We start from the raw sequence: 23,828 nt of genomic DNA on the forward strand, positions 1-23,828 counted from the left end.
GGGGAATGCCGCCGTCGGGGGACGCGGCGAATCACCGGAAGAACGGCCCGGACGCCAGGGGACGTCCGGGCCGTTCGGCCGTGGGCGATGGGCCGGACGGCCCAAAACCACGACGCGAATCCCGTTCGAGGGGTTAGGGTTCGCGCTCGTGGATCACGGAAACACCGCGGCGAAGGTCGTCGTCGGGCTTTTGGGCGGGTTGTACCTGATCGCCGGGCTCGGACTGACCGCCTTCGCCGGCTACGCGGTTCTCTCTGGCGGTGACGCCAGCGGGGCCAAGGCCGCCAGAGTCGTGCTCTACACCGCCGCGGGGCTGGCGATCTGGGTCATGCTCACCGGGATCAGCGCCATCGTCGTCGGCCTGGAAGCCGGCCGGAAGAGCACCGCCTGGCTCGGGGGCCTCGGCGTGCTCGCGCTCGGCGTCGTCGTCACCGGCGCCTACGCCGTGTGGTTCTTCACGAAGCCGTCATAAGAAAAAGCCCGGCCCGCCGAAGCGGACCGGGCTTTTCCCGGGTGGATCAGAAGTCCATGCCACCCATGCCACCGGACGGGTCGGCGGGAGCGGCCGAAGCCTTCTCCGGCTTGTCCGCCACGACGGCCTCGGTGGTCAGGAACAGCGCCGCGATGGAAGCGGCGTTCTGCAGCGCGGAGCGGGTGACCTTCGTCGGGTCCGGCACGCCGGCGGCGAGCAGGTCCTCGTAGACACCCGTGGCGGCGTTGAGGCCGTGACCCTGCGGCAGGCCCTTGACCTTCTCCACCACGACGCCGCCCTCGAGGCCGGCGTTGATCGCGATCTGCTTGAGCGGGGCCTCGACGGCCACCTTGACGATGTTGGCGCCAGTGGCCTCGTCGCCCTCGAGCTTCAGGCCCGCGAACGCGGCTTCGGCGGCCTGGATCAGGGCCACGCCACCACCGGCGACGATGCCCTCTTCCACGGCGGCCTTCGCGTTGCGCACCGCGTCCTCGATGCGGTGCTTGCGCTCCTTGAGCTCGACCTCGGTCGCGGCACCGGCCTTGATGACGGCGACGCCGCCGGCCAGCTTCGCGAGCCGCTCCTGCAGCTTCTCGCGGTCGTAGTCCGAGTCCGAGTTCTCGATCTCGGCGCGGATCTGGTTGACGCGACCCTGGATCTGGTCGGCGTCGCCCGCACCCTCGACGATGGTCGTCTCGTCCTTGGTGATGACGGCCTTGCGGGCCTTGCCCAGCAGGGACAGGTCCGCGTTCTCCAGCTTGAGGCCGACGTCCTCGGAGATGACCTGGCCACCGGTCAGGATCGCGATGTCCTGCAGGATCGCCTTGCGACGGTCACCGAAGCCCGGGGCCTTGACGGCGACGGACTTGAAGGTGCCGCGCATCTTGTTGACGATGAGGGTGGCCAGGGCCTCGCCCTCGACGTCCTCGGCGATGATCAGCAGCGGCTTGCCGGACTGGATGACCTTCTCCAGCAGCGGCAGCACGTCCTTGACGGTGGAGATCTTGGAGCCGAAGAGGAGGATGTACGGGTCCTCGAGCTCGGCTTCCTGACGCTCCGGGTCGGTCACGAAGTAACCGGAGATGTAGCCCTTGTCGAAGCGCATGCCCTCGGTGAGCTCGAGCTCGAGGCCGAAGGTGTTGCTCTCCTCGACGGTGACGACGCCTTCCTTGCCGACCTTGTCCAGCGCCTCGGCGATCAGCTCGCCGATGGTGCGGTCAGCGGCCGAGATCGAGGCGGTAGCAGCGATCTGCTCCTTGGTCTCGATCTGGACGGCGGCCTTGTGCAGCTGCTCGGTGACGGCCTCGACGGCCGCCTCGATGCCACGCTTGAGGGAGATGGGGTCGGCGCCGGCGGCGACGTTGCGCAGCCCCTCGCGGACGAGGGCCTGGGCGAGCACGGTGGCGGTGGTGGTGCCGTCACCCGCGACGTCGTCGGTCTTCTTGGCGACCTCCTTGACGAGCTCGGCCCCGATCTTCTCCCACGGGTCCTCGAGCTCGATCTCCTTGGCGATGGAGACACCGTCGTTGGTGATGGTCGGCGCGCCCCACTTCTTTTCGAGCACGACGTTCCGGCCCCGCGGGCCGAGGGTCACCTTGACGGCTTCGGCGAGGGTGTTCAAGCCGCGCTCGAGACCGCGGCGGGCGTCCTCGTCGAACGCGATCAGTTTGGCCATTGCGGTGTGGTCCTCCGGTATTGGGCGCAGCCGCCGCGCTGTCTTTCTGCAGCGGCGGCAGCAGGACTCTTCCTCGGCCAGGCTCGGTGCCCGCGACGGACGACTGGACCCGGGTGGGGGTTCAGCCTCACCGTCCCGACCTTTGGCACTCGACGGCGTCGAGTGCCAAGACCGTGTTTAGCACTCTCGGGGGGAGAGTGCAAGAAGCCCAGCTCAGCGTCGCTCGATCAGGAGCTCGGCTTGATGCTGATCGACGGCGGCGGGGTGTTCAGCGACGAGGGGCTGTTGCTCTGCGAGTCACCCGGCCCGACCGGGATGTTCGGCGCGGGGGTCTGGCCGCCACCACCGCTGCCGCTGTCGCCGAAGAGGAAGATCGCTCCCACGATCAAACCCGCCACGACCACCAGGCCGAGCGCGAGGAAGATCCACTTCTTGCCGCCGCCGCTCTTCGGCTGCTCGAACGCGCCGGCGCCGCCCGCGGGCATCGGCGGGCGCAGCCGCATCGGGTCCTGGCCGTAGCCCGGCGGGGGCATGCCCGGCACGCCCTGCTGCTGCGGGTAGCCGTACCCCGGGGGCGGCCCCTGCGGCGGCATGCCCTGCGGCATCCCGGGCGGGCCCTGCGGAGCGCCCTGCTGGGGGTAGCCGTAGCCGGGCGGCGGACCCTGGGGCGGCGGGCCACCCGGCCCGTGCGGCCCCTGCCCGTAACCGGGCTGCTGCTGTCCTCCGTACGGGTGCACGGGGGCCCCCTCTCCCTGCGGTGCGCTGTTCTGGTGCGGCCCCTGTTGTACCTGACCAGCACGCTGCGGCGCGGGGATTCCGCCCGAATGGGACCCCGGCGGGCCCGGTGGGGTGTCCGACGTCGCCAGCGGGCCGAGCGCGCGGCGCGCGGCCGCCACCATCTCGACGCAGCTGGGGTAGCGGTCGGCCGGGTTCTTGGCCATGCCGCGCCGGATCACCTCGTCGATCGACGGCGGCAGCGCGACGACGCGGGAGATCGACGGCGGCTCGCCGTTGAGGTGGCCCTTGATCACCGTCGGGACGTCACCCTTGAACGGCGGGCTGCCGGTGAGGCAGGCGTAGAGGACGCACGTCAGCGCGTACTGGTCGGTGCGCCCGTCCAGCGGCTCCCCGCGCAGGTGCTCGGGAGCCGCGTACGTCGGCGAGCCGAGGAAGTCGCCGCCGCGCGTCCGGTGGCCGGTCGCGCCGCGCCGGGTCAGCCCGAAGTCGGCGACGTACACGTGCTCGCGCGAGGTCTCCTTCTTCGTCACCAGCACGTTCGCCGGCTTGACGTCGAGGTGGACCAGACCGCGGTTGTGCAGGGTGTCGAGGGCGTCGGCGACCTGGTCGAGCATCGTCAGCGCACGCGCGGGCGCGATCGGGCCCCCGGAGATCAACCCGGCGAGATCGCCGCCGTCGACCATCCGCATGGCGATGTAGAGCATGCCGTCGAGTTCGCCGAAGTCGTACAGCGGCACGACGTTGGCGTGGTCGATCGCCGAGGTGTTGCGCGCCTCGTCGACGAACCGCTCGCGGAACTCGGCGTCGGTCCCGAGGTGGTCACCGATGACCTTCAGGGCCACCTTGCGGCCGAGCCGCACGTCCGTGGCCTTGTAGGTCACGCTCATGCCGCCCTTGCCGAGCACCCCGTCGATGCGGTAGTTGCCCAGCCGGCGACCGGTGAGGTCCCCCGACACATCGCCTGTCACGCCCGCAGCCTAACGCCCCTGGTTCGACGCCTGCCGGGGGTTCACCGATCAGCGGAGGAGCGTGTTACGAAACCTTTCGGACGTCGGCTGCCTGGCTACGACCGTCGCGGCCCGACTGCACTTCGAACTCGACGCGGTCGCCTTCGTCCAGAGTGCGGAATCCTTCGGACTGGATGGCCGAATAGTGGACGAACACGTCCGGCCCCTCCGTGGATTCGATGAACCCGTAGCCCTTTTCCGAGTTGAACCATTTGACGGTGCCGACAGCCACGGCGCCCTCCCTCAGCACAAAGGATCCGCTGGCCCGAGCGGAGGCCAGCGGCGGAAGTGCCAATCACGCTACCGGAATTATTGTCCGCGGCAATGGGCAATTCGTCCGAAGATCACGAACCCGAAAGGCGTCTGTTCCGCGCGTGCACGAGCACGGTACCCGGGCCCGCGAAGTCGAGCGCCAGCCCTTCGCCGGTGCGCAGCGACTGCGGCCCGCCCGGATCGAGCGCCCGCAACCGGCACTGGATGGTGTCCGGGTAGGCCAGCAGGTAGTCCGGCCGGACCGTGACCAGCTCGCCCTGGCCGAGCTCGAACGCGTCCACCGGGCCCGGTGCGGCCAGCACGAGCGGCCCGGTCCCGCTGTAGTGCTCGAGGAAACCCGAGTCGGCGCCGAAGAGCTGCTGCAGCGGCACCCACCCGGTGTCGTGCCGGACCGACGAAGGTCGCACCAGCACCGCGTCCCGGTGCACCGACCAGCCCGTGCCGCCGCCCACGTCGAGCGGGTAGACGTCGCCGGGGCGCAGCGGCGCGAAGTCGATCCAGCCACCGTCGGAGGGCGCGGTGTAGACCGCGACCGTGCTCTTGCCGGTCCGGACACCGCTGCGCGTCGCCGGCGTCTCGGTGACCCCGAACCGGCTGGCCAGCAGGGTTTCCGGCGCGGCACGCACGGCCTCGCCCGGGTCCAGCAGGACGCGGGCGACGCCGAAGACCGGTGTGTGCCTGGTCTGGACGCGCATCAGCGTGACGGGACGTGGGAGATGATCCAGCTGATCAGCGCGGACGGGTTGCGCGTCTGCGTCATGATCTGGCCGGGGCCGACGAAGTCGAAGACGAGCCCTTCACCGCTCTTCATCGACTGGATGATGCCCTGCGCCACCTTCCGGATCTGGTACTGCACGGTGTCGGCGTAGGCGACGACGTGCCCGGTGTCGATGGTCACCATCTCGCCCTGCTGCAGCGTGATGGTCTCGACCGCGCCGTAGCAGGAGACGAGCAGCTGGCCCTGACCGGTGGCGTGGGTCAGGAAGCCGCCCTCGCCGCCCATCAGGTTCTTCATCCCGCCCCACTTGGTCTCGGTCTGCACGCCGTGCGACGACGCGAGCCAGCAGCCGCGGGTGACGGCCCAGCCGGTGCGGCCGTCGAGGGTGATCACCTGGATGTCACCGGGCAGGTTGGCCGCGACGTCGACCCAGCCGCCGTTCGGCGGGGCGGTGAAGGTGGAGATGAAGAAGGACTCGCCGGAGAGGAACGCGCGGCCGAGGCCCTTCATGATCCCGCCCTGCGCCTGCGACTGGACCTGCACGCCGTAGCTGGTGGCCATCATCGCGCCGGACTCGACCTGGCACGGCTCGCCGGGCGCCAGCATCAGCCGGGCGACGGCGAACGATGGCTGTTGACGGATTCCGACCTGCATGCGTGCTCCCCATCCGGCGTGCCTGTGACGGGGCAGAGTCTTGCACGCCCGCCCATGGCGGGGAGGATGGTCCGGTGATCTCCGTCGACGACTACCGCGACCGCGTCGCCGCGCTCCTCGGCACGGCCCCCGCGACCAGCTTGCCCCTCGCCGCCGCGGCCGGCCTCGTGCTGGCCGGAGACGTGCGCGCCGGCGTCTCGCTGCCGCCCTTCGACAACTCCGCGATGGACGGCTACGCGGTCCGCGCCGCCGACGTCGCCGAAGCCCCGGTGACACTGCCGGTGGCCGACGACATCCCGGCGGGCCGGGTCGACGTCCGGCCGCTGGAACCCGGCACCACGCACCGGATCATGACCGGCGCGCCGCTGCCGCCGGGCGCGGACGCCGTCGTGATGGTCGAGGACACCGACGGCGGAACGGAGACCGTGACGATCTCGGCGTCCGCCCGCGAAGGCGCGCACATCCGGCACACCGGCGAGGACGTCGTCGAGGGCACCGTCGCCCTGCCCGCGGGCACCGTGCTCGGCCACTCCCAGCTGGGCCTCGCGGCCGCGGTCGGGCTGGCCGAGGTGCGGGTGCACCGGCCGCTGCGGGTGGTGGTCGCCTCGACCGGCACCGAGCTGATCGACGCGCCCGCCCCGCTGCGCCACGGCCAGATCTACGAGTCCAACAGCGTGATGCTCGCCGCGGCGATCCGCGGCCTCGGCTGCGAGGTCGAGGTCGTCCGCAGCGTCGTCGACGACGTCGAGGAGTTCCGGAAGGTCATCGAGCCGAAGCTGGCCGATGCCGACCTGCTGGTCACCTCCGGCGGCGTCAGCGCGGGCGCGTACGAAGTGGTGAAGGACGCGCTGACCGGCCAGGGTGTCGAGTTCGCGAAGATCGCCATGCAGCCGGGCGGCCCGCAGGGCAGCGGGCGCTGGCACGACGTCCCGGTGGTGGCGCTGCCCGGCAACCCGGTCAGCGTGCTGGTGTCGTTCGAGGCGTTCCTGCGCCCGGCGCTGCTGACCGCCATGGGCCACACCGACGTCTCGCGACGGCGGGTACGGGCCCGGCTGACCGAGGCGATGACCTCGCCCGCCGGGCGCCGCCAGTACCGCCGGGGCGTGTTCACCCCGTCCGACGGGGAGGTCACCGGGGTCGTCGGGCCGCGCGGCGGGCCGGGCTCGCACCTGCTGGCCGCGTTCACCCAGGCCAACTGCCTGATCGTGCTCCCGGAGGACGTCACGTCGGCAGCGGAAGGGGAAGAGGTGGACGTCCTGCTGCTCTGACCGGGAAGTCCCGCAGCTTCCGGTAGGGCGCGAGCAGCGGCAGCGACAGGATCGAAACCCCCGCGGCCACCCAGAGCGTCTCGCGGATGCCGATCGCCTCGCCCAGCACGCCGCCGAGGACACCGGCCAGCGGGATCGTCCCGTAGTTGACGATCGACATGCTGGAGTTGACCCGGCTGAACAGCTCGGGCGGGCAGTATTGCTGCCGGAACGTCGTGACCAGCACGTTGCCGGCGACGACACCGGCGCACACGCCGAACAGCGCGAGCACGTACGGGACCACGCCCCAGCCGGGCCCGCTCAGCGGCCCGAGCAGCAGCATCGGCGCCGCGACGACCTCGCAGAGCAGCCACGCGCGCACGGCGCCGAGGCGCGCGGCGAGCCGTCCGGCCGCGGCCGCGCCGAGGATCCCGCCGGACGCGCCCAGCGCCAGTACCAGCCCCACGAGCCCGGGCGCGGTGCCCAGCGTCCGCGACAGGAACACGACCTGGATGGCGCTGTAGCCGGTGAGCGCGAGGTTCGAGACGGCGCCGAAGGTGATCAGCGACCGCAGGTACCGGTCGCCCGCGACGAACCGGAGTCCCTCGGCGATCTGGCTGCGCAGCGGCGAGCGCTCGGCGGGGACGACGGTTTCGCGCGCCCGGATCGCCCGCACGCACAGGACCGAGACGCCGAAGCTGACCGCGTCCGCCAGGATGCCGCTGACCGGGCCGAACGCCTGTGCCAGCAGCCCGGCCAGGCCCGGCCCGGCAACCTGGGTCGCCGACTCGCTGCCCTGCAGCTTCGCATTGCCTTCGAGCAGTTCGCCATCACCGACGAGCACCGGCAGGTAAGCGCGGTAGGCAAGGGTGAAGAACACCTTCGCGACTCCGCCGAGCAGGGCGGCGGCCAGGAGGTACGGCATGCTCAGCGCACCGAAGGCGGCGACGACCGGGACGCTGCCGAAGACGGCCATCGACACCGTGTTGCAGAGCACCATGACGGGGCGCTTCGGCAGCCGGTCGACCCAGGCACCCGCCGGCAGGCCGATCACCAGCCACGGCAGCCAGGCCACGGCCGTCAGCAAGGCGACCTGGAAGGTGCTCGCCTGCAGCGTGACCACCGCGACCAGCGGCAACGCCGTGGTCGCCACCATGCTGCCGAGCATGCTGGTGGTCTCGCCGGTCCAGAGCAGCCGGAAGTCCCTGTTCCCCCCGAGCCCCTTCACGGCTTGCCCAGCGACGCTCGCGCGGCGAAGAAGACCGGGCGGCGCTCGACGCCGTCGCCGGGTTCGGTGCGGTTTTCGAACTCGCTGATCAGCAGGAAGATCCGCTCGTTGAGCTCGTCGAGCTCCTCGCGCGACAGGCGCACCCACGTGTCGATGCTGAACGGCGCACCGCGCCACTCTTCGGGATAGGTTTCCCGGTTCGCGATCCATTCGCGGGCCACCGCCGTCTGGTGGTCGAGCACCAGGACCTCGGCCGCTTCGGCGACCGGGTCGCCGGGGAAGTCCGCCGCGGCCCAGCGCAGGGTCCTCGCGCTGCGCTTCCACCAGCGTTCCCGCTGGTCACGGGCCAGTTCCGGGGCCTCCTCGACCAGCTTCGCCGCGGCCAGCACCTTCATGTGGTGGCTGACGTTGCCGACCGCCTGCCCGGTCTTCGCGGCGAGCACCGACGCCGTGGCCGGGCCGTCGAGGTGGAGCAGTTCCAGGAGCCGGCGCCGCAGCTGGTGGGACATGGCGGCCAGCACCTTCGAATCCCGGATCTCCCGGATGTCGTCGCTCATGACGCACAAGAGTAGTTGTACAACAGTTCTTGTGCAATGGCGCTTGTACAACTGCTCCCGTAAACTCGGGCCATGGGTTTCGTCGCATGGGTGATCTTCGGCGCCATCGTCGGCTGGATCGCCAACCTGGTCGTCGGCGGGCGGGCGCGGCAGCGGCTGGGTTGCCTGGTCAGCGTGCTCGTCGGGGTCGTCGGCGCGGCCTTGGGCGGGCTGTTCTACCGGCTCGCGACCGGCCAGGCGAAGGCGTTCGACTTCGACTTCCCCAGCTTCGGCGTGGCCATCCTCGGCGCCGTCGTGCTGCTGGCGATCCTGCGGCTCGCGAGCGGCCTGGCCCGGCGTTCGGACGACCGTTGGTAACTATTGCCGTGGAGAACGGTGATCAAGAGGGCTTCGGCCGCTAAACTGCGTCCTCACGCGCATCTCCCGGTGGCCGGGTGCGTGCGCCGTCGGGGGGCGGATGCACCCGGCCCCGGTTTTCCCCCTTTCCCGCCTTCCTCGCCTCGATGACGACGTCGACCGCGCGCACCGCGTCGACGAGCGAAGGCACGGGCACCTCGTCGATCTCCCGGCGCCACGCACCCAGCAGCTCGCGAAGCCGGGCTTCGGCGGGATCGCGGCGGTCGTCCATCGGTCCTCACAGGTCAGGCGGGGCAGCGCCCCGAACGGCGGCAACTACTTAGAGTCATCGGTGAAATCGACCTTCCGTTACGACCGGACGATCATTCCCACCCGCCGCGGTGACCCCCTCCCGGAGGAGTCCGGCCAGGGGGCTCGGACACGCTCACCTGGGGCAGCGGTACCGTGAGGCCCGCCGTACGCGGCCGCCGGATCCCGGCGACCATCCGTTCTTCCGACACGAAACCAGGGGACCCGACCATGAGCGGCACCCGGCCGGAGCCCGCCGGCAACCCAGTCGCGCACGCCCTCCAGCTCGCCCGCGAAACGCTGCCGCCGATGCACCCCGCCGGCCGTCCGTTCGTGGCGGGCGGCATCGCCGCGACCCTGCTCGCCCGCCGGTTCTCCAAGCGCCTCGGCGTCGTCGGTGCGCTGGCGACCGTGGCGACGGCCGCGTTCTTCCGCGAGCCGAAGCGGGTCCCGCCGCCGCGTGACGGCGTCGCGCTCGCCTCCGCCGACGGCCTGGTGTCCCTGATCGAGGAAGCCGTGCCGCCCGCCGAGCTCGGCCTGCCCGCCGAGCCGCGGATGCGCGTCTCGGTGTTCCTCTCGGTGTTCGACGTGCACGTCCAGCGCGTCCCGGCGAACGGCGTGATCGAGCGGGTCGCCTACCGGCCCGGCAAGTTCCTGTCCGCGGACCTGGACAAGGCCAGCGACGACAACGAACGCAACTCCGTGCTGATGCGCACCGAAGACGGCCACGAGCTCGTCGTCGTGCAGATCGCCGGCCTGGTCGCGCGCCGCATCCTCTGCGAGATCCGCGAGGGCGACAAGGTCGCCGCCGCGTCGACCTACGGCATCATCCGGTTCGGCTCGCGGGTCGACCTCTACCTCCCGCCGGGCTCGACCGTGCTGGTCAGCAAGGGTCAGCGCACGGTCGGCGGCGAGACGGTCATCGCCGAGCTCCCCGCCGCCCCTGTGTCTTCCCCGAAGGGCTGATCGATGGTCCGCGTGACCACCCCGGGTGTCCGGCTGCTGCCGAACGCCATCACCGTGCTGGCGCTGTGCGCCGGCCTGTCGGCCGTGCAGTTCGCGCTGACGAAGAACTACGCGATGGCGATCGCCTCGATCGGCATCGCGGCGGTGCTCGACAGCCTGGACGGCCGGATCGCGCGGCTGCTGGACGCGACGTCGAAGATGGGCGCGGAGCTGGACTCGCTGTCCGACGGCATCTCCTTCGGTGTCGCGCCGGCGCTGGTGATCTACGTGTGGCAGACGGGCGCGGACCGGATCGGCTGGGTGGCGTCGCTGATCTTCGCCGTCTGCATGATCCTGCGGCTGGCCCGGTTCAACACGCTGCTCGACGACACCGAGCAGCCGCCGTACGCGAGCGAGTTCTTCGTCGGCGTCCCGGCGCCGGCGGGCGGCCTGCTGGGGATGCTGCCGCTGGTGGCGTACCTGCAGTGGGGCGAGGGCTGGTGGTCTTCGCAGTACGTCGTGTGGGCGTGGACGGTCGCCATCGCGGCCCTGCTGATCAGCCGCATCCCGACGCTGTCGCTGAAGACGGTGAAGGCGCCGCCGAGGGCGATCGCGCCCCTGCTGCTGGGTGTGGCGTTGCTGGCCGCGGCGATCATCCAGTTCCCGCTGGTCGCGCTGCTGGTGGCGATGGTCCTGTACCTGGCGCACATCCCGTATTCCGTCTACCGGCACCGCTGGCTGGCGGCCCACCCGGAGGCCTGGACGGTCCCGCCGAGCGAGCGCCGCGCGATCCGCCGGGCCCGCTCCACCCGCCGCCTCGGCCTCCGCCGCCCGCTGCGCCGCCGCGTCGCGGGAGCGGCGATCCGCGCGGTCCGCCTCCCCCGCGAGACGGTCCGCACCCCCCGCGTCACCTCCGAAAACGGCAACGGCCAGCGCCGCCGCTCCTGGCGCCGGATCGGCCTCCGCCGCAAGTAGCCGTGTCGCCCCTCCAATCACGCGAGATCGCTCCCCGATCACGCGAGTCACGCCTCCGATCACGCGAGATCCGGCCCGGGTCACGCGAGATCCGTCCCTGATCACGCAACCGACCCTCCAGGTACGCGAACCGACCCTCCGGGTACGCGAGTTCGCCGTTCCGGTACGGCGATCGCCCGTGATCCGGCGGGCTTCACCCGTGATCCGAGCGGCATCTCGTGTGATTGGAGGGGCATCGCGCGTGATCGGGAGGTCGACACAGGGGTGTGCGGAGGCGGCGGATCGCTAGGGTGAACGGCGTGAGCCACCCGCAGATCACGCTGACCGTCCGGCACACCCCGTCCGCGCTGGACACTCGCCGCGGCGTCGTCCGGCTGCATCCCGAAGTCCTCGACGCGCTGGGCCTGCGGGCCTGGGACGCCGTCCACCTCACCGGGGCGCGGGTCAGCGCCGCGCTCGCCGCGCCCGCCGATGAGGCCGGGGTGCCCGGGGTGGTGCTCACCGACGACGTCACCATGTCGAACCTCGGCATCACCGAGGGCTCGGAGGTCGTCGTCGCGCCCGCGGACGTCGCGGCCGCCAAGACCGTGACCGTCGCCGGGTCGCGGCTGGCCAGCGTCTCGGTCAGCCCGCACATGCTGCGGCTCGCGCTGATCGGCAAGGTGCTCACCGTCGGCGACGCCGTTTCGCTCCTGCCGCAGGACCTCGCGCCGACGCCGGGTTCGGACCCGGCCGGCCTGCGCGGGCAGCTCTCGCGGGCCATCGGCGCGACCTGGACGAACGAGCTGCTCACCGTCACGGCCACCGAGCCGGCGGGCACCGTGGCCGTCGGACCGTCCACTGTGGTCACCTGGCGGGACGGCGCCCGGCCGGGCACCGCCGAGCCCGCCGCGCCCCGGACGGCGACCGCACTGGTCCGCTCCTCCGCCGTCACCGCGGCCGAGGAGTGGATCGACGCCGAGATCGTCGAGGACGAGGTCGTGGCCACGGTCGAAGAGCCCGTGGTTCCGCTCGCCGACCTGGTCGGCGCCGAGAGCGCCGCGCGCAAGCTCGGCGAGTGGTTCGACCTGGCCTTCCACCGCCCCGAGCTGCTGGCCCGCCTCGGCGCGCCCGCCCACCTCGGCGTCCTGCTGTCGGGCCCCGAAGGCGTCGGCAAGGCGACGCTCGTGCGGTCGGTGGCCCACGAAGCCGAGATCACGGTCATCCCGCTGGCCGCGCCGAACCTCGCGGTGCTGGACCCGAACGTCGCGGTCGCGCGCCTGCGCGAGGCCATCCGCGACGCCGAAGGCCCGTCGGTCCTCCTGCTCACCGACGTCGACGCGCTGCTGCCCGCGACGACTCCCCCGCCGGTCGCCACGGTCGTGCTGGAGGAGCTGAGGACCGCCCTCAAGCGGGAGCGCTTCGCCGTCGTGGCGACGACGGCCCGCGCCGAGTCGGCCGACCCGCGGCTGCGTGCCGCCGACCTGCTGGACCGCGAGCTCGGCCTGGCCCTCCCGGACGCGAAAACCCGCCGTGAGCTGCTGAACGTCCTGCTCCGCGACGTCCCGCTCGACGCCGGCATCGACTGCGGCGTGCTCGCCGAGCGGACGCCGGGGTTCGTCGCGGCGGACTTGATCGCGCTGCGCCGGGACGCCGCGCTGCGGGCGGCGCTGCGCCAGCGTGACGCCGACGAGCCGCGCATCTCGCAGCAGGACCTGCTCGACGCGCTGGCCACCGTCCGGCCGGTCTCGCTGTCCACTTCGGACAACCTGGCCACCGGCGGGCTCACCCTGGACGACGTCGGCAACATGGTCGACGTCAAGCAGTCCCTGACCGAAACCGTGCTCTGGCCGCTGCGGTACCCGGACTCGTTCGCCCGGCTCGGCGTCGAACCGCCGCGCGGGGTGCTGCTGTACGGGCCGCCCGGCGGCGGCAAGACGTTCCTCGTGCGGGCTCTGGCCGGCACCGGCGCGCTGAACGTCTTCGCGGTCAAGGGCGCCGAGCTGATGGACAAGTGGGTCGGCGAGTCCGAACGCGCGGTGCGCGAGCTGTTCCGCCGGGCCGCGGAGGCGGCGCCCGCGCTGATCTTCCTGGACGAGATCGACGCGCTGGCCCCGCGCCGCGGCCAGTCGTCCGACTCCGGTGTCGCCGACCGCGTGGTCGCGGCCCTGCTCACCGAGCTCGACGGCGTCGAGCCGATGCGCGAGGTGGTCGTGCTGGGCGCGACGAACCGGCCCGAGCTGGTCGACCCGGCGCTGCTGCGGCCCGGACGGCTCGAGCGCCGCGTCTACGTGCCGCCGCCGGACGCCGAGGCCCGCGCGGCGATCCTCGCGGCCAGCTCGAAGAACACCCCGCTGGCCGACGACGTCGACCTCGAAGCGGTGGCGTCCACTCTGGACGGTTACTCGGCGGCCGACTGCGCGGCCCTGATCCGCGAAGCGGCGCTGACGGCGATGCGCGAGTCACTGGAAGCCCGCGAGGTCACCTCGGCGCACCTGGAAACGGCCCGGAAGACGGTCCGGCCGAGCCTCGACCCGGCCCAGCTGGCCGCGCTGGAGGCCTACGCGAAGACCCAGGCAGGCGAATGAAAGAGGCGGCCGTCACCGGCGGCCGCCTCTTTCGGAACCTCAGCTGCCCTTGTGGCCCGACTCGTATTCCTTCGTCACGATGACGATCACGCCGGGGGTCGCGGCCTGGATGCCTTCGAAGCGGGGCTCGGCCTTGATGCCGAACTCCTGCGCGAGCTGCTTGGCCGCGGCTTCCTCGTCGGTGCCCGGGCGGTAGTACGCCGTCGTCGTCGGGATGACGCCCTGCGAGTAGTTGCCGACCTCGTTGACGTTCCAGCCGCTGCCGCGGAAGTCGTCCGCGGCCCGGTCCGCCAGGCCCTTGATCGTCGAGTTGTTCAGCACCCGGACGGTCACCCACTTGTTGGACGCCTGCTGGTCACCACCCGGCTGGCCGGGCTGACCGGGGCCGGCCGAAGTCGGCTGGCCGGGAGCCGGAGCCGAGGTCGACGGCGGCGTGGGCGACGACGGACTCGCCGAGGGCGAAGACGTCGAGGAAGAGGAAGCCGACGACGAGGTCGACGGCGGCACCGAGGACGAGCCCGGCGACGTCGGCGTGCCGCTCGGCCCGGCCTCGTTCGACCCGTCACCCCCGCCCAGCGCGGTGATCCCGCCGATGACGGCGGCGATGATCGCCACGCCGACCAGCGCGACGCCCGCGGCCTTCATCGGCCGGGACATTCCGGAAAACACACTCATTTCAGCTCGATCCCCAGTCGCCGGGCGCCTCGCTTGCGCTGGCGGGCGGCGCGGGTCTTGCGCAGCCGCTTCACCAGCATCGGGTCGGCTTCGATCGCCTCCGGCTTCTCCAGCAGCTTGTTGAGCAGCTGGTAGTAGCGCGTCGCAGACAAGTCGAAGCGTTCGCGGATGGCGTTCTCCTTCGCCCCGGCGTGTCGCCACCACTGGCGCTCGAAGGCGAGGATCTCGACCTCGCGTTCGGTCAGGCCGGGCACGGGCTTCGGCGGCGACGGCTGCGGCTCAGCCATCGACTCCGCGGCGTCCATCCGAGTCCCTCTCAATCGGGCGTCATGGCGAATCAGACCTAGCTCTTCCGCGGGCGCCATTCAACCACGGAAGCACGCACCGACGTGGGCATCGACCCCGGCGCGTCACGGTCTGATGCAGGTCTACCAGAGGGGTCCGACTAAACTGGCTCGCCGTGACCATCCACCCCATCGTGATCGCCGGCGAACCCGTGCTGCACCAGCCGACTCGGGAGATCACCGAGTTCGACGAGAAGCTGCGCACGCTCGTGGACGACATGTTCGAGACGATGTACGCCGCCGAGGGCGTCGGCCTCGCGGCCAACCAGATCGGCCTCGACCTGCGGGTGTTCGTCTACGACTGCCCGGACGACGAAGGCGTGCGCCACAAGGGCGTCGTCGTCAACCCGAAGCTCGAGACGTCGGAGATCCCGGAGACCATGCCGGACCCGGACGACGACTGGGAGGGCTGCCTCTCGGCGCCCGGCGAGTCGTACCCGACGGGCCGCGCGAAGTGGGCGAAGGTGACCGGCGCCGACCTCGACGGCAACCCGATCGAGGTCGAGGGCACCGGCTACTTCGCGCGCTGCCTGCAGCACGAGACCGATCACCTGGACGGGTACCTCTACCTGGACCGCCTGGTCGGACGGCACGCGCGCGCGGCGAAGAAGATGCTCAAGCACAACAAGTGGGGCGTCCCCGGCAACTCATGGCTGCCGCCCAAGACCCCCGAAGACGACGGCGCCGTCATCTGAAACCCACGAAGGGCCCCTCGCGCACGAGGGGCCCTTCGGCGTTTCAGCAGCCGAGGAAGTGGCAGCGGACGACGCGAGGCGTCTCCAGTACCGAACCGGCCTTGACGTCCCAGGCGAGCCGGACGTACTGGGCGTGCGTCCAGGCCAGCGGGGTCGCCGAGGTGTTCGGCGTGCCGGCCGGGAAGCCGGTCTGCCCGGACGGCGGGTTCTCGTCCCACACCTGCTCCGGCATGGTCTCCGCCGAGCTGCTCACCCGGCCGAGGTCACGCAGCCGCCGCGCGGCCGACGCCGGATCGCCGAGCGCCAGTTCGTACTCGCCGCGCTCGCCGGCGAGCAGCGGCCAGAGCCGGCCGAACGTGGTGCGGCTCTCCGCCGGGAACGTGTAGTCCCACGGCGAGCCGTCGGCCTGCTCGCCGTAGCCGTCCTTCGTGTAGCGGTGCCAGAACTGGCCGGTCGGCGTGGTGAACGCGATGTCGGAGTCGGTCACGCGCACGCTGTTGCGGACCACCGGGTCGTCGGCGCGGTAGACGCCGAGCCGGACCAGGTCGAGGAAGCCCGCGTCGGTGACCGCGCGCTGGTCCATCGTCACGCTCGAGTTGCCGAGGTTGTACGTCGTCCCGTTGTTCGCGTTGGCGTCCTTCGTGAGCCGGACGAAGTACGGGTCCTTCGACAGCGGCCCGTTCGTGGTGATCGTCTGCTTCGGCAGGTCGGCCTTCATCTTGTCGGCCGCGGCGAGGTACCGGGCGGCGTCCGCCGCGGCGCCGTTGTGCTGGGCCAGGTCCGCGGCGCAGACGAGCCCGGCGATCACCGAGGCGATGGTCGACGGGGACCAGCCGTCCTGCTCCTCCCAGCGCTCCTGCTGGGTGTACGGCGAGGGCTGCCCGTTCGGCCCCCGGTACCCGAGGATGAACTCGGCGGCCTTGCGGACGCCGGGCCACAGGTCGTTCCGGCCGAGCTGCTGGGCGAGCACGATCGGGAACGCGGTCTCGTCGAGCTGGACCGACGTCCAGTACGGGACGCCGTCGACCCGGCTGTTCTGCGGCAGGTGCCCGTCGGGCTGCTGCTGCGTGCCGAACATGTAGGTCACCGCGCGGTTCGCCGCGGCCGTGTCGCCGCCGGCGGCCAGGCCGGTGGCGATCTGGTAGAGGTCGCGCGGCCAGACGAGGTGGTAGGTGCCCGACGGCGACCACTCCGGGTCGTTGTTCCCGAACCGCCACGGCATGCTCGGCGACGCGATGAAGGCACCCGGGTGGTGCTTGTCCTCGCTCGCGGCGAGCGTGAGCATCGACGCCTTGTACAGGTCGCGCTCGGCGTCGGTCTTCAGCGACGACGGCGGCTTGCCGACCCCGCGCAGGTACTGCTCCCACCCGCGGTCGTACGCGCGCGTGATGTCGCGGACGCCGCGCCGCTGCGACGCCTGCGCGCTCTTCAGCGCGTCGGCGGCCTTCGCGCCCATGCCGAGGGCGAGGGTGACGTGCCGGTTGCGCAGGCCGTCGGCGTTCGTCTGCCCGGTCAGCACGACGTTGCCCTTGGTCGCCGTGTCGTATTCGGCCAGCTTGAAGGTCTTGGCGAGCTGCGTGTTCCCGTCGGACGCGCCCGCGTACCCGACGCTCGTCTTCGTGAACGCGGGCTTCGCGGTGAGCGCAGCGGCGTTGGTCGCGTCCTGGGCGGTGACGGCGTCACGGGCCCGGGCGGCCGAGTCGTCGGAGCCGTCGTTGGTCAGGTCCGGGTCGGCGACCGCGTAGAGCTGGTAGGGCCGGCCGGTCAGCGACTGGAAGTCGACGTCCACCAGCACGGTCGTGGCGGCGGGATCGGTGACGTAGGTCTTGCGGAGGCGCCAGCGGTGCTGGTCGTCGGTGATCGTCTGCTCGTAGGTCAGGCTGTCGTCATCGGTCCGCCGCACCTGCTGCGACTTCGCCGAGTAGTCGGTGACGGCGAAGCTCCGGCCGTCGGTGACGACGAAGTCCATCGACCGGACACTCGGTGTCGACAGGTCCGGGTAGTAGACCTCGGACAGCTGCCCGCCCTGGAGGGTGAACCAGACGTTGCTGGACCGGTCGTGGGCGGTCCCGAAGCCGGTCTTGTTCGCGGGCAGCCAGCTGGGATGGGTCCCCGGGGCGCCGGGAGCCTCGCCCTGAGCCGCCGCGGTCCCCGGGATCAGGCCGGTGACCAGCAGCCCGGCGAGGGCGCCGAACATGAGTTTTCGCATATCAACCCCACAGAAGATCGCTTCTGCACCGTTACAGAAGCGACTTGGGAGTCTGCCGCCGATCCTTCACCGGCGCATGGTCCGATCCGGTGAACCACTGACCGTCACTGGTCCGGTGAACCGGTTCACGGACAGCGAACGGACTTCCCGCCCGAGCGGGCGCAGAATTGTATTACCTGCAACGGTGTAATCGAGGTGCCCTCATGGAAGACGCGATGGACGCCTACTCGCGCGCGGTCAGCACCGTCGCCGCGACCGTCACCCCGCACGTCGCCGGGGTGCAGCTCGCGCGGGGCAGCGGCTCGGCCGTCGTCTTCGCCGACGACGGCCACCTGCTCACCAACGCCCACGTCGTCAGCGACCACCGGAAGGGCGTCGCCACCTTCGCCGACGGCCGCGAAGTGCCCTTCGACGTCGTCGGCGCCGACCCGCTGTCCGACCTCGCCGTGCTGCGCGCCCGGGGCGAGACACCGGCGGCGGCCCGGCTGGGCGACGCCGACCGGCTCGTCGTCGGGCAGCTCGTGGTCGCGGTCGGGAACCCGCTCGGCTTCTCGGGGACCGTCACCGCCGGGGTCGTCAGCGCGCTCGGGCGGGCGCTGCCGGTGCGGCAGGGGCGCGCCACCCGCGTGATCGAGGACGTGATCCAGACCGACGCCGCGCTCAACCCCGGCAACTCCGGCGGCGCGCTCGCCGACTCCGCCGGGCGGGTCGTCGGCGTCAACACCGCGGTCGCCGGCGTCGGGCTCGGGCTGGCCGTGCCGATCAACGCGACCACGCGGCGGATCATCGACACGCTCGTGGTCGAGGGGCGGGTGCGGCGGGCGTACCTCGGTGTCGTCGGCGTGCCCGCGCCACTGCCGGACGACGTCGCCGAGCGCACCGGGCAGAGCGCCGGGCTCCGGGTGCGCGAAGTCGTCGCGGGCGGGCCCGCGGACCGGGCCGGGCTGCGCGCGGGGGACCTCGTGCTGACCGTCGGCCGCACGCGCGTCTCGGACGCGCAGGGCATCCAGCGGCAGCTGTTCGCGGAAGTGATCGGCACCGCACTGCCGATCACCGTGCTGCGCAACGGCGCCATGGTCGACGTCTACGCCACACCGGCAGAGTTGGTCGGGTGACTTGAGTATCGCGCCCCAGCGTGGCATGGTCGGTGGCACAACACCAACGCGGGAGCTCGCGCCATGGCGGGCTGAGAGGGTGACTTGCGTTTCGCAGGCGTCACCGACCGCATGAACCTGACCGGGTAATGCCGGCGTAGGGAGTGAAAGTCGTTGACGACGCTGGAGAATTCTGCTGCCGTTTCGGTGACGACCGGGCCGATCACCGGCTCGCGCAAGGTGTACCACCAGACCGAATCCGGGCTGCGGGTTCCGGCCCGCCGGATCGATCTGTCCAACGGTGAACACTTCGACGTCTACGACACTTCGGGCCCGTACACCGATCCCGAAGCTTCGATCGACGTCCACAGTGGACTGCACCGGCTACGGGCCGGCTGGGCCGACGGGCGCGAGCACAACACGCAGCTCGGCTGGGCCAAGCAGGGCGTCATCACCCGCGAAATGGAGTACGTCGCGGCGCGCGAACGGGTTTCGCCCGAGTTCGTCCGCGACGAGGTCGCCCGCGGCCGCGCGGTGATCCCGGTCAACCGCAGGCACCCCGAGTCCGAGCCGATGATCATCGGGAAGAACTTCCTGGTGAAGATCAACGCCAACATGGGCAACTCGGCCGTCTGGTCGTCGGTCGAGGAAGAGGTCGACAAGATGGTGTGGGCGACCCGCTGGGGCGCCGACACGATCATGGACCTCTCGACCGGCAAGCGGATCCACGAGACGCGGGAGTGGATCATCCGCAACTCGCCGGTGCCGGTCGGCACCGTGCCGATCTACCAGGCGCTGGAAAAGGTCAACGGGGAGCCGGAAAAGCTGTCGTGGGAGGTGTACCGCGACACGATCGTCGAGCAGTGCGAACAGGGTGTCGACTACGTCACCGTGCACGCCGGCGTGCTGCTGCGGTACATCCCGCTGACCGCGCGGCGCGTCACCGGGATCGTCAGCCGCGGCGGGTCGATCATGGCCGCGTGGTGCCTCGCGCACCACCAAGAGTCCTTTTTGTACACGCACTTCGAGGAGCTCTGCGAGATCCTCCGGCAGTACGACGTCACGTTCTCCCTCGGCGACGGCCTGCGCCCGGGTTCGATCGCCGACGCCAACGACCGCGCCCAGTTCGCCGAGCTGGAGACCCTGGGCGAGCTGACGCACATCGCGCGTTCGCACGACGTCCAGGTGATGATCGAAGGCCCCGGCCACGTGCCGATGCACAAGATCAAGGAGAACGTGGAGCTCGAGGAAAAGCTCTGCGGCGAAGCCCCGTTCTACACCCTCGGTCCACTCGCGACGGACATCGCCCCGGCCTACGACCACATCACGTCGGCCATCGGCGCGGCCCAGATCGGCTGGTACGGCACGGCGATGCTGTGTTACGTGACGCCGAAGGAGCACCTCGGCCTGCCCAACCGCGACGACGTGAAGACCGGCGTGATCACGTACAAGATCGCGGCGCACGCGGCGGACCTAGCCAAGGGGCACAAGTACGCGCAGGAGTGGGACGACGAGCTGTCGAAGGCGCGCTTCGAGTTCCGCTGGAACGACCAGTTCAACCTGTCGCTCGACCCGGACACCGCGCGTTCGTTCCACGACGAGACGCTGCCCGCCGAGCCGGCCAAGACCGCGCACTTCTGCTCGATGTGCGGCCCGAAGTTCTGCTCGATGCGGATCACGCAGGACGTCCGCAAGTACGCCGAGGAGCACGGCCTGTCCACAGTGGAGGCCATCGAGGCCGGTATGGCGTCGAAGTCGGCCGAGTTCACCGAGTCCGGCGGGCAGGTCTACCTGCCGGTGGTGCAGCCGTGACACCGAGGACCGCCCTCACCATCGCCGGCTCGGATTCCGGCGGTGGTGCGGGCGTCCAGGCGGATCTCAGGACGTTCTTCGCGCACGGGGTGCACGGGCTGGTCGCGCTGACCGCGGTCACCGTGCAGAACTCGCTGGGCGTGCAGGGTTTCACCGAGATCCCGGCGGACGTGGTCTCGGCGCAGATCAAGGCGGTGGCCTCGGACATGGGCGTCGACGCGGCCAAGACGGGCATGCTGGCGTCCGCCGAAATCATCCGCGCGGTGGCGAAGACCCTCGACGAGGTCGAGGTCGGCCCGTTCGTGGTCGACCCGGTCGCGGCCTCGATGACGGGTGATCCGCTGCTGCGCGAGGACGCCCTGGAGGCGATCCGCACGGAGCTGTTCCCCCGCGCGACGCTGATCACGCCGAACCTGGACGAAGTCCGGTTGCTGACGGGCGTTTCGGTGGTCGACGCGGCTTCCCAGCGAGCCGCGGCCGAGGCCCTGCTGGAGTTCGGTTCCCAGTGGGTCCTGGTCAAGGGCGGCCACATGCAGGGCACCGCCGAGTGCGTGGACCTGCTGACGGACGGCCACGAGTACATCGCGCTGAGCGGCCCGCGGTACGAGACGGACAACACCCACGGCGGCGGCGACACCTTGGCGTCGGCGATCACGGCGTCACTCGCGAAGGGCGCCTCGGTGCCGGACGCGGTGGCGGCGGGCAAGAAGTTCATCGAACGCTGCGTCGCGGAGGCTTACCCGCTGGGCGCTGGTGTGGGCCCGGTCTCGCCGTTCTGGGTGCTGGACAAGAACTAACGGACCGGCTGCAGCTCCCGGCCGTCGTACTCCTCGCGGGCCGTGCGGATCCGCCCGAAGTTCGCCTGTGACCAGTTGCTCAGCGCGATCAGGTGCGCCCCGACCTCCGCGCCCATCTCCGTCAGTGCGTACTCCACCGTCGGCGGCGTTGTCGGGTACACCGTCCTCGTCACGAAGCCGTCGCGCTCCAGCTGGCGGAGGTTCTGGGTCAGCATCTTCTGGCTGATTCCGTCCACCGCGCGGCGCAGCTCGCCGAAGCGGTGCGGGCCGCGGGCCAGTGCGCCCAGGACCAACGCCGTCCACTTGTTGGCCAGCAGGTCCAGCACGTCCCGGCACGGGCAGTTGCGGAGGTACACGTCCCAGGGTCCGCCCTGGTCACAGGTGGTATCCATCAGGTACCTACTGTACCAACTAGTGCCTTCTGGCGAAAAGTGACCAAGGACCCGAGGATGGGGGTGCACCCGAACAGAAGGAGAAAGACCGATGCGCATCGTGACCCAGCAGGCACTCGGCGGGCCGGAGGTGCTCCGCGTCACCGAGGCACCGCGCCCCGAACCCGGGCCGACCGAGGTCCTGGTGCGGGTGAAGGCCGCCGGGATCAACCCCGTCGACTGGAAGGTGCGGCGGGGCGGTGGGTTCCTCGGCGAGCCGCCGTTCACCGTCGGCTGGGACGTGGCCGGCGTCGTGGAACAGGCCGGCTTCGGCGCGACCGGCGTCCAGGAGGGCGACGAGGTACTCGGCATGCCGTGGTTCCCGCGGCCGGCCAGCGCCTACGCCGAGTACGTCACCGCGCCTTCGCGGCACTTCGTGCGCAAGCCGGCCGGGCTGTCGTTCGCCGAGGCCGCCGCGCTGCCGCTGGCCGGGCTGACCGCCTGGCAGGGCCTGATCGACGTCGCCGGTGTCCACAAGGGACAGCGGGTGTTCGTCGACGCCGCCGCGGGCGGGGTCGGGCACCTCGCCGTGCAGATCGCCAAGGCGCGCGGGGCGCACGTCATCGGCACCGCCAGCGCGAAGAAGCACGACTTCCTGCGCGAACTCGGCGTCGACGAGCCGATCGACTACCACGACGAAAACGCGACCACGTCCGATGTGGACGTCTACTTCGGACTCGTCGGCGAGGAGAGCGACCTGCGCTGGCTGCCCGCGATCACGGAGGGCGGCCTCCTGATCGGCGTGCCCAGCGGGGTCGGTGACCGCGTGGAAAAGGCCGCCGCGGAAAGGAAAGTGCGGACGAAACGGATCCTCGTCGAACCCGACCGCGGCGGGCTGACCGGCCTCGTCGAACTGATCGAGGCCGGTCAGCTGAAGGTCCACGTCGAACGGACGTTCCCGCTGGAAGCCGCCGCCGAGGCGCACGAGCTGGGCGAATCCGGCCGGGTGTCCGGCAAGCTCGTGCTGACCGTCTAACCGCGCGCGAGCACCTGGGGCAGCACCGTCGTGAGCCCGGTCCAGTCCGCGGTGACCACCGACGCGTGCTGCTTCGCCAGGTCGGCGACGCGCTGGTTGGCCTGGTCGACCGTCGGGTTGTGGGCGTCGATGGCCGGCGCGACGTTCTGCCCGTCGGTCATCACCACGTAGTAGTGGTTGGCGTCGTACCACCACGGCCCGGTCTGCGTCACCCACGCGTTCGCGTCGCCGTCGAACACCACGAACCACGGCTTGAGGTCGGCGGTGTACTTGTCCCGCGGGTCACCGCCGGCCGCGCCGTGCACGGTCGGGAAGATGTTCGCGTCGCCGAGCTTGCCCGCGTTCTTGAGGCCGACCAGATAACGCGCGTATTCGACATCCGTGTGAAGCGTGTCGGTCGGGTTTCCCTCTTCGACCGTGCCCGGGATGATCTCGGTGATCACCCGGCCCCGCAACGCGTCCACCGACGGCCAGTTGTCCGCCTTGGCCGCGTCGTCGAGCGTCGCGTACCCACCGAGCAGCTCGGCCGGGCGGAAGGCGACGCTGCCGAGGTGCGAGCGGAACGTGGCGTCCAGCTCGTCCGGGCCCATGCCGGTGTTGTCCGAGAAGCCGGTCTTCATCTCCAGCTTGAGCGTGATCGGCGTGTGCCCCGGGTGGGCGGCCAGCCAGATCCGGATGTCGTCGAGGCAGTACTCCAGGTTCTTGTTCTTCCCGCCCGAGTACAGCTGCGCCGCCGAAGTCGCCGCGACGCAGTTGTTGTTGTTCCCCAGCGGGTTCGAGTGGCTGACCTTCCACTCGTGGGTGAAGAAGTCCGGCCAGACGTCCAGCTCGATCAGCGACGAGCCGGCGTCGAGCGCCTGGGCCAGGTAGCCGTAGGCCGCCGGGTCGTAGGTGTTGTGCACGCCGACGGTCGTGACGTGGGACAGCTTGGGACTGTCGGCGTTGGCCGCGGTCGCCCCGGAGAGGGTCAGCGCCGCCGCGAGGAGTACCACCGAGAAGAGCTTCATCCAGGCTCCTTCGAACGTGAGTAACGTTCACAATGTCCCACCGTGGTTGACTGTTGATGAAGCAAAAGAGGCTGATTGGCCTAGACC

At 71.0% G+C, this 23,828-nt stretch carries 24 protein-coding genes and 1 riboswitch; of the genes, 11 read left to right on the top strand and 13 right to left on the bottom strand.

Features of this window, described 5'->3' with window-relative positions:
• Positions 1 to 148: 148 nt before the first annotated feature.
• A complete protein-coding gene (locus ABZX11_RS08965) occupies positions 149 to 472 on the top strand; it encodes a hypothetical protein (RefSeq protein ID WP_354911234.1) in 324 nt (107 codons plus the stop codon).
• Between the two features lie 46 nt (positions 473 to 518).
• Here the strand turns inward: ABZX11_RS08965 and groL are convergent, their stop codons facing one another.
• The 5 genes from groL to ABZX11_RS08990 form a co-directional block, all read right to left on the bottom strand.
• A complete protein-coding gene (groL, locus tag ABZX11_RS08970) occupies positions 519 to 2,147 on the bottom strand; it encodes a chaperonin GroEL (RefSeq protein WP_086857657.1) in 1,629 nt (542 codons plus the stop codon).
• 227 nt (positions 2,148 to 2,374) lie between these two features.
• Positions 2,375 to 3,853: a serine/threonine-protein kinase gene (locus tag ABZX11_RS08975; protein WP_354911236.1), complete on the bottom strand. Its 1,479-nt coding sequence runs from the start codon at positions 3,851 to 3,853 to the stop codon at positions 2,375 to 2,377.
• 64 nt (positions 3,854 to 3,917) lie between these two features.
• Entirely contained in the window at positions 3,918 to 4,124 is a 207-nt protein-coding gene (locus tag ABZX11_RS08980) for a cold-shock protein (RefSeq protein ID WP_003085446.1), read from the bottom strand.
• A gap of 112 nt (positions 4,125 to 4,236) precedes the next feature.
• Positions 4,237 to 4,860 carry an AIM24 family protein gene (locus ABZX11_RS08985; protein ID WP_354911238.1) on the bottom strand — a complete coding sequence of 208 codons (624 nt, stop codon included), beginning with the start codon at positions 4,858 to 4,860 and terminating at the stop codon, positions 4,237 to 4,239.
• Positions 4,860 to 5,537: a TIGR00266 family protein gene (locus ABZX11_RS08990; protein WP_354911240.1), complete on the bottom strand. Its 678-nt coding sequence runs from the start codon at positions 5,535 to 5,537 to the stop codon at positions 4,860 to 4,862. Before ABZX11_RS08990 ends, ABZX11_RS08985 begins: the two co-directional genes overlap by 1 nt.
• A gap of 74 nt (positions 5,538 to 5,611) precedes the next feature.
• Between ABZX11_RS08990 and glp the strand changes: the two genes are divergently transcribed.
• Positions 5,612 to 6,805 carry a gephyrin-like molybdotransferase Glp gene (glp, locus tag ABZX11_RS08995; RefSeq protein WP_354911243.1) on the top strand — a complete coding sequence of 398 codons (1,194 nt, stop codon included), beginning with the start codon at positions 5,612 to 5,614 and terminating at the stop codon, positions 6,803 to 6,805.
• On the opposite strand, the gene ABZX11_RS09000 is transcribed toward glp, so the two are convergent.
• Complete coding sequence (locus ABZX11_RS09000) at positions 6,759 to 8,012, bottom strand: MFS transporter (RefSeq protein ID WP_354911245.1); 1,254 nt, start codon at positions 8,010 to 8,012, stop codon at positions 6,759 to 6,761. The two genes, glp and ABZX11_RS09000, sit on opposite strands and share 47 nt — an antisense overlap.
• Positions 8,009 to 8,569, bottom strand: a complete 561-nt coding sequence (locus tag ABZX11_RS09005) for a helix-turn-helix domain-containing protein (RefSeq protein ID WP_176174522.1) — start codon at positions 8,567 to 8,569, stop codon at positions 8,009 to 8,011. Before ABZX11_RS09005 ends, ABZX11_RS09000 begins: the two co-directional genes overlap by 4 nt.
• A 72-nt stretch (positions 8,570 to 8,641) precedes the next feature.
• On the opposite strand from ABZX11_RS09005, the gene ABZX11_RS09010 reads away from it, so the two are divergent.
• Positions 8,642 to 8,926, top strand: a complete 285-nt coding sequence (locus tag ABZX11_RS09010; RefSeq protein WP_176174521.1) for a GlsB/YeaQ/YmgE family stress response membrane protein — start codon at positions 8,642 to 8,644, stop codon at positions 8,924 to 8,926.
• A gap of 40 nt (positions 8,927 to 8,966) precedes the next feature.
• Here ABZX11_RS09010 and ABZX11_RS09015 read toward each other — a convergent pair whose 3' ends face one another.
• On the bottom strand, positions 8,967 to 9,197 hold the full coding sequence (locus tag ABZX11_RS09015; protein WP_354911248.1) for a hypothetical protein: 231 nt from the start codon (positions 9,195 to 9,197) through the stop codon (positions 8,967 to 8,969).
• Positions 9,198 to 9,445: 248 nt separating this feature from the next.
• On the opposite strand from ABZX11_RS09015, the gene ABZX11_RS09020 reads away from it, so the two are divergent.
• From ABZX11_RS09020 to ABZX11_RS09030, 3 genes are all read left to right on the top strand, one after another.
• Complete coding sequence (locus tag ABZX11_RS09020; RefSeq protein WP_354911250.1) at positions 9,446 to 10,180, top strand: phosphatidylserine decarboxylase; 735 nt, start codon at positions 9,446 to 9,448, stop codon at positions 10,178 to 10,180.
• A 3-nt stretch (positions 10,181 to 10,183) separates the two neighbouring features.
• Positions 10,184 to 11,134, top strand: a complete 951-nt coding sequence (gene pssA, locus ABZX11_RS09025; protein WP_176174518.1) for a CDP-diacylglycerol--serine O-phosphatidyltransferase — start codon at positions 10,184 to 10,186, stop codon at positions 11,132 to 11,134.
• A gap of 299 nt (positions 11,135 to 11,433) precedes the next feature.
• Positions 11,434 to 13,701, top strand: coding sequence for an AAA family ATPase (locus tag ABZX11_RS09030; protein WP_354911254.1), 2,268 nt, complete (start codon positions 11,434 to 11,436; stop codon positions 13,699 to 13,701).
• A gap of 39 nt (positions 13,702 to 13,740) precedes the next feature.
• On the opposite strand, the gene ABZX11_RS09035 is transcribed toward ABZX11_RS09030, so the two are convergent.
• Both ABZX11_RS09035 and ABZX11_RS09040 read right to left on the bottom strand, forming a co-directional pair.
• Positions 13,741 to 14,376 (bottom strand): LytR C-terminal domain-containing protein, encoded by a 636-nt coding sequence (locus tag ABZX11_RS09035; protein WP_354911257.1) that lies wholly within the window; start codon positions 14,374 to 14,376, stop codon positions 13,741 to 13,743.
• Positions 14,373 to 14,681, bottom strand: a complete 309-nt coding sequence (locus tag ABZX11_RS09040; protein ID WP_003101701.1) for a DUF3263 domain-containing protein — start codon at positions 14,679 to 14,681, stop codon at positions 14,373 to 14,375. The genes ABZX11_RS09035 and ABZX11_RS09040 overlap by 4 nt, the downstream gene beginning before the upstream one ends.
• Positions 14,682 to 14,836: 155 nt before the next feature.
• Here ABZX11_RS09040 and ABZX11_RS09045 point away from each other — a divergent pair, with 155 nt between their 5' ends.
• Positions 14,837 to 15,415, top strand: coding sequence for a peptide deformylase (locus ABZX11_RS09045; protein ID WP_176174516.1), 579 nt, complete (start codon positions 14,837 to 14,839; stop codon positions 15,413 to 15,415).
• 43 nt (positions 15,416 to 15,458) lie between these two features.
• On the opposite strand, the gene ABZX11_RS09050 is transcribed toward ABZX11_RS09045, so the two are convergent.
• Positions 15,459 to 17,624: a glycoside hydrolase family 15 protein gene (locus tag ABZX11_RS09050; RefSeq protein WP_354911260.1), complete on the bottom strand. Its 2,166-nt coding sequence runs from the start codon at positions 17,622 to 17,624 to the stop codon at positions 15,459 to 15,461.
• Between the two features lie 203 nt (positions 17,625 to 17,827).
• On the opposite strand from ABZX11_RS09050, the gene ABZX11_RS09055 reads away from it, so the two are divergent.
• From ABZX11_RS09055 to thiD, 3 genes are all read left to right on the top strand, one after another.
• Positions 17,828 to 18,739: a trypsin-like peptidase domain-containing protein gene (locus ABZX11_RS09055; RefSeq protein ID WP_176174514.1), complete on the top strand. Its 912-nt coding sequence runs from the start codon at positions 17,828 to 17,830 to the stop codon at positions 18,737 to 18,739.
• A 38-nt stretch (positions 18,740 to 18,777) separates the two neighbouring features.
• Positions 18,778 to 18,899, top strand: a riboswitch (TPP riboswitch).
• Positions 18,893 to 20,530, top strand: coding sequence for a phosphomethylpyrimidine synthase ThiC (thiC, locus tag ABZX11_RS09060; protein ID WP_303246989.1), 1,638 nt, complete (start codon positions 18,893 to 18,895; stop codon positions 20,528 to 20,530). It overlaps the preceding riboswitch by 7 nt.
• The gene (thiD, locus tag ABZX11_RS09065) at positions 20,527 to 21,327 is read left to right on the top strand and encodes a bifunctional hydroxymethylpyrimidine kinase/phosphomethylpyrimidine kinase (protein ID WP_354911265.1); all 801 of its coding nucleotides are present in this window, start codon (positions 20,527 to 20,529) and stop codon (positions 21,325 to 21,327) included. The genes thiC and thiD overlap by 4 nt, the downstream gene beginning before the upstream one ends.
• Here the strand turns inward: thiD and ABZX11_RS09070 are convergent.
• Positions 21,324 to 21,719 (bottom strand): helix-turn-helix domain-containing protein, encoded by a 396-nt coding sequence (locus tag ABZX11_RS09070; protein WP_354911267.1) that lies wholly within the window; start codon positions 21,717 to 21,719, stop codon positions 21,324 to 21,326. The genes thiD and ABZX11_RS09070 overlap by 4 nt on opposite strands.
• A 91-nt stretch (positions 21,720 to 21,810) precedes the next feature.
• Between ABZX11_RS09070 and ABZX11_RS09075 the strand changes: the two genes are divergently transcribed.
• Positions 21,811 to 22,734, top strand: coding sequence for an NADP-dependent oxidoreductase (locus ABZX11_RS09075; protein ID WP_354911270.1), 924 nt, complete (start codon positions 21,811 to 21,813; stop codon positions 22,732 to 22,734).
• On the opposite strand, the gene ABZX11_RS09080 is transcribed toward ABZX11_RS09075, so the two are convergent.
• Positions 22,731 to 23,741 carry a phosphatidylinositol-specific phospholipase C domain-containing protein gene (locus ABZX11_RS09080; RefSeq protein WP_354911273.1) on the bottom strand — a complete coding sequence of 337 codons (1,011 nt, stop codon included), beginning with the start codon at positions 23,739 to 23,741 and terminating at the stop codon, positions 22,731 to 22,733. The two genes, ABZX11_RS09075 and ABZX11_RS09080, sit on opposite strands and share 4 nt — an antisense overlap.
• Between the last annotated feature and the right edge of the window lie 87 nt (positions 23,742 to 23,828).

Origin of the sequence: Amycolatopsis sp. NPDC004169 (assembly GCF_040610315.1) — a bacterium.
Lineage (GTDB): Bacteria > Actinomycetota > Actinomycetes > Mycobacteriales > Pseudonocardiaceae > Amycolatopsis.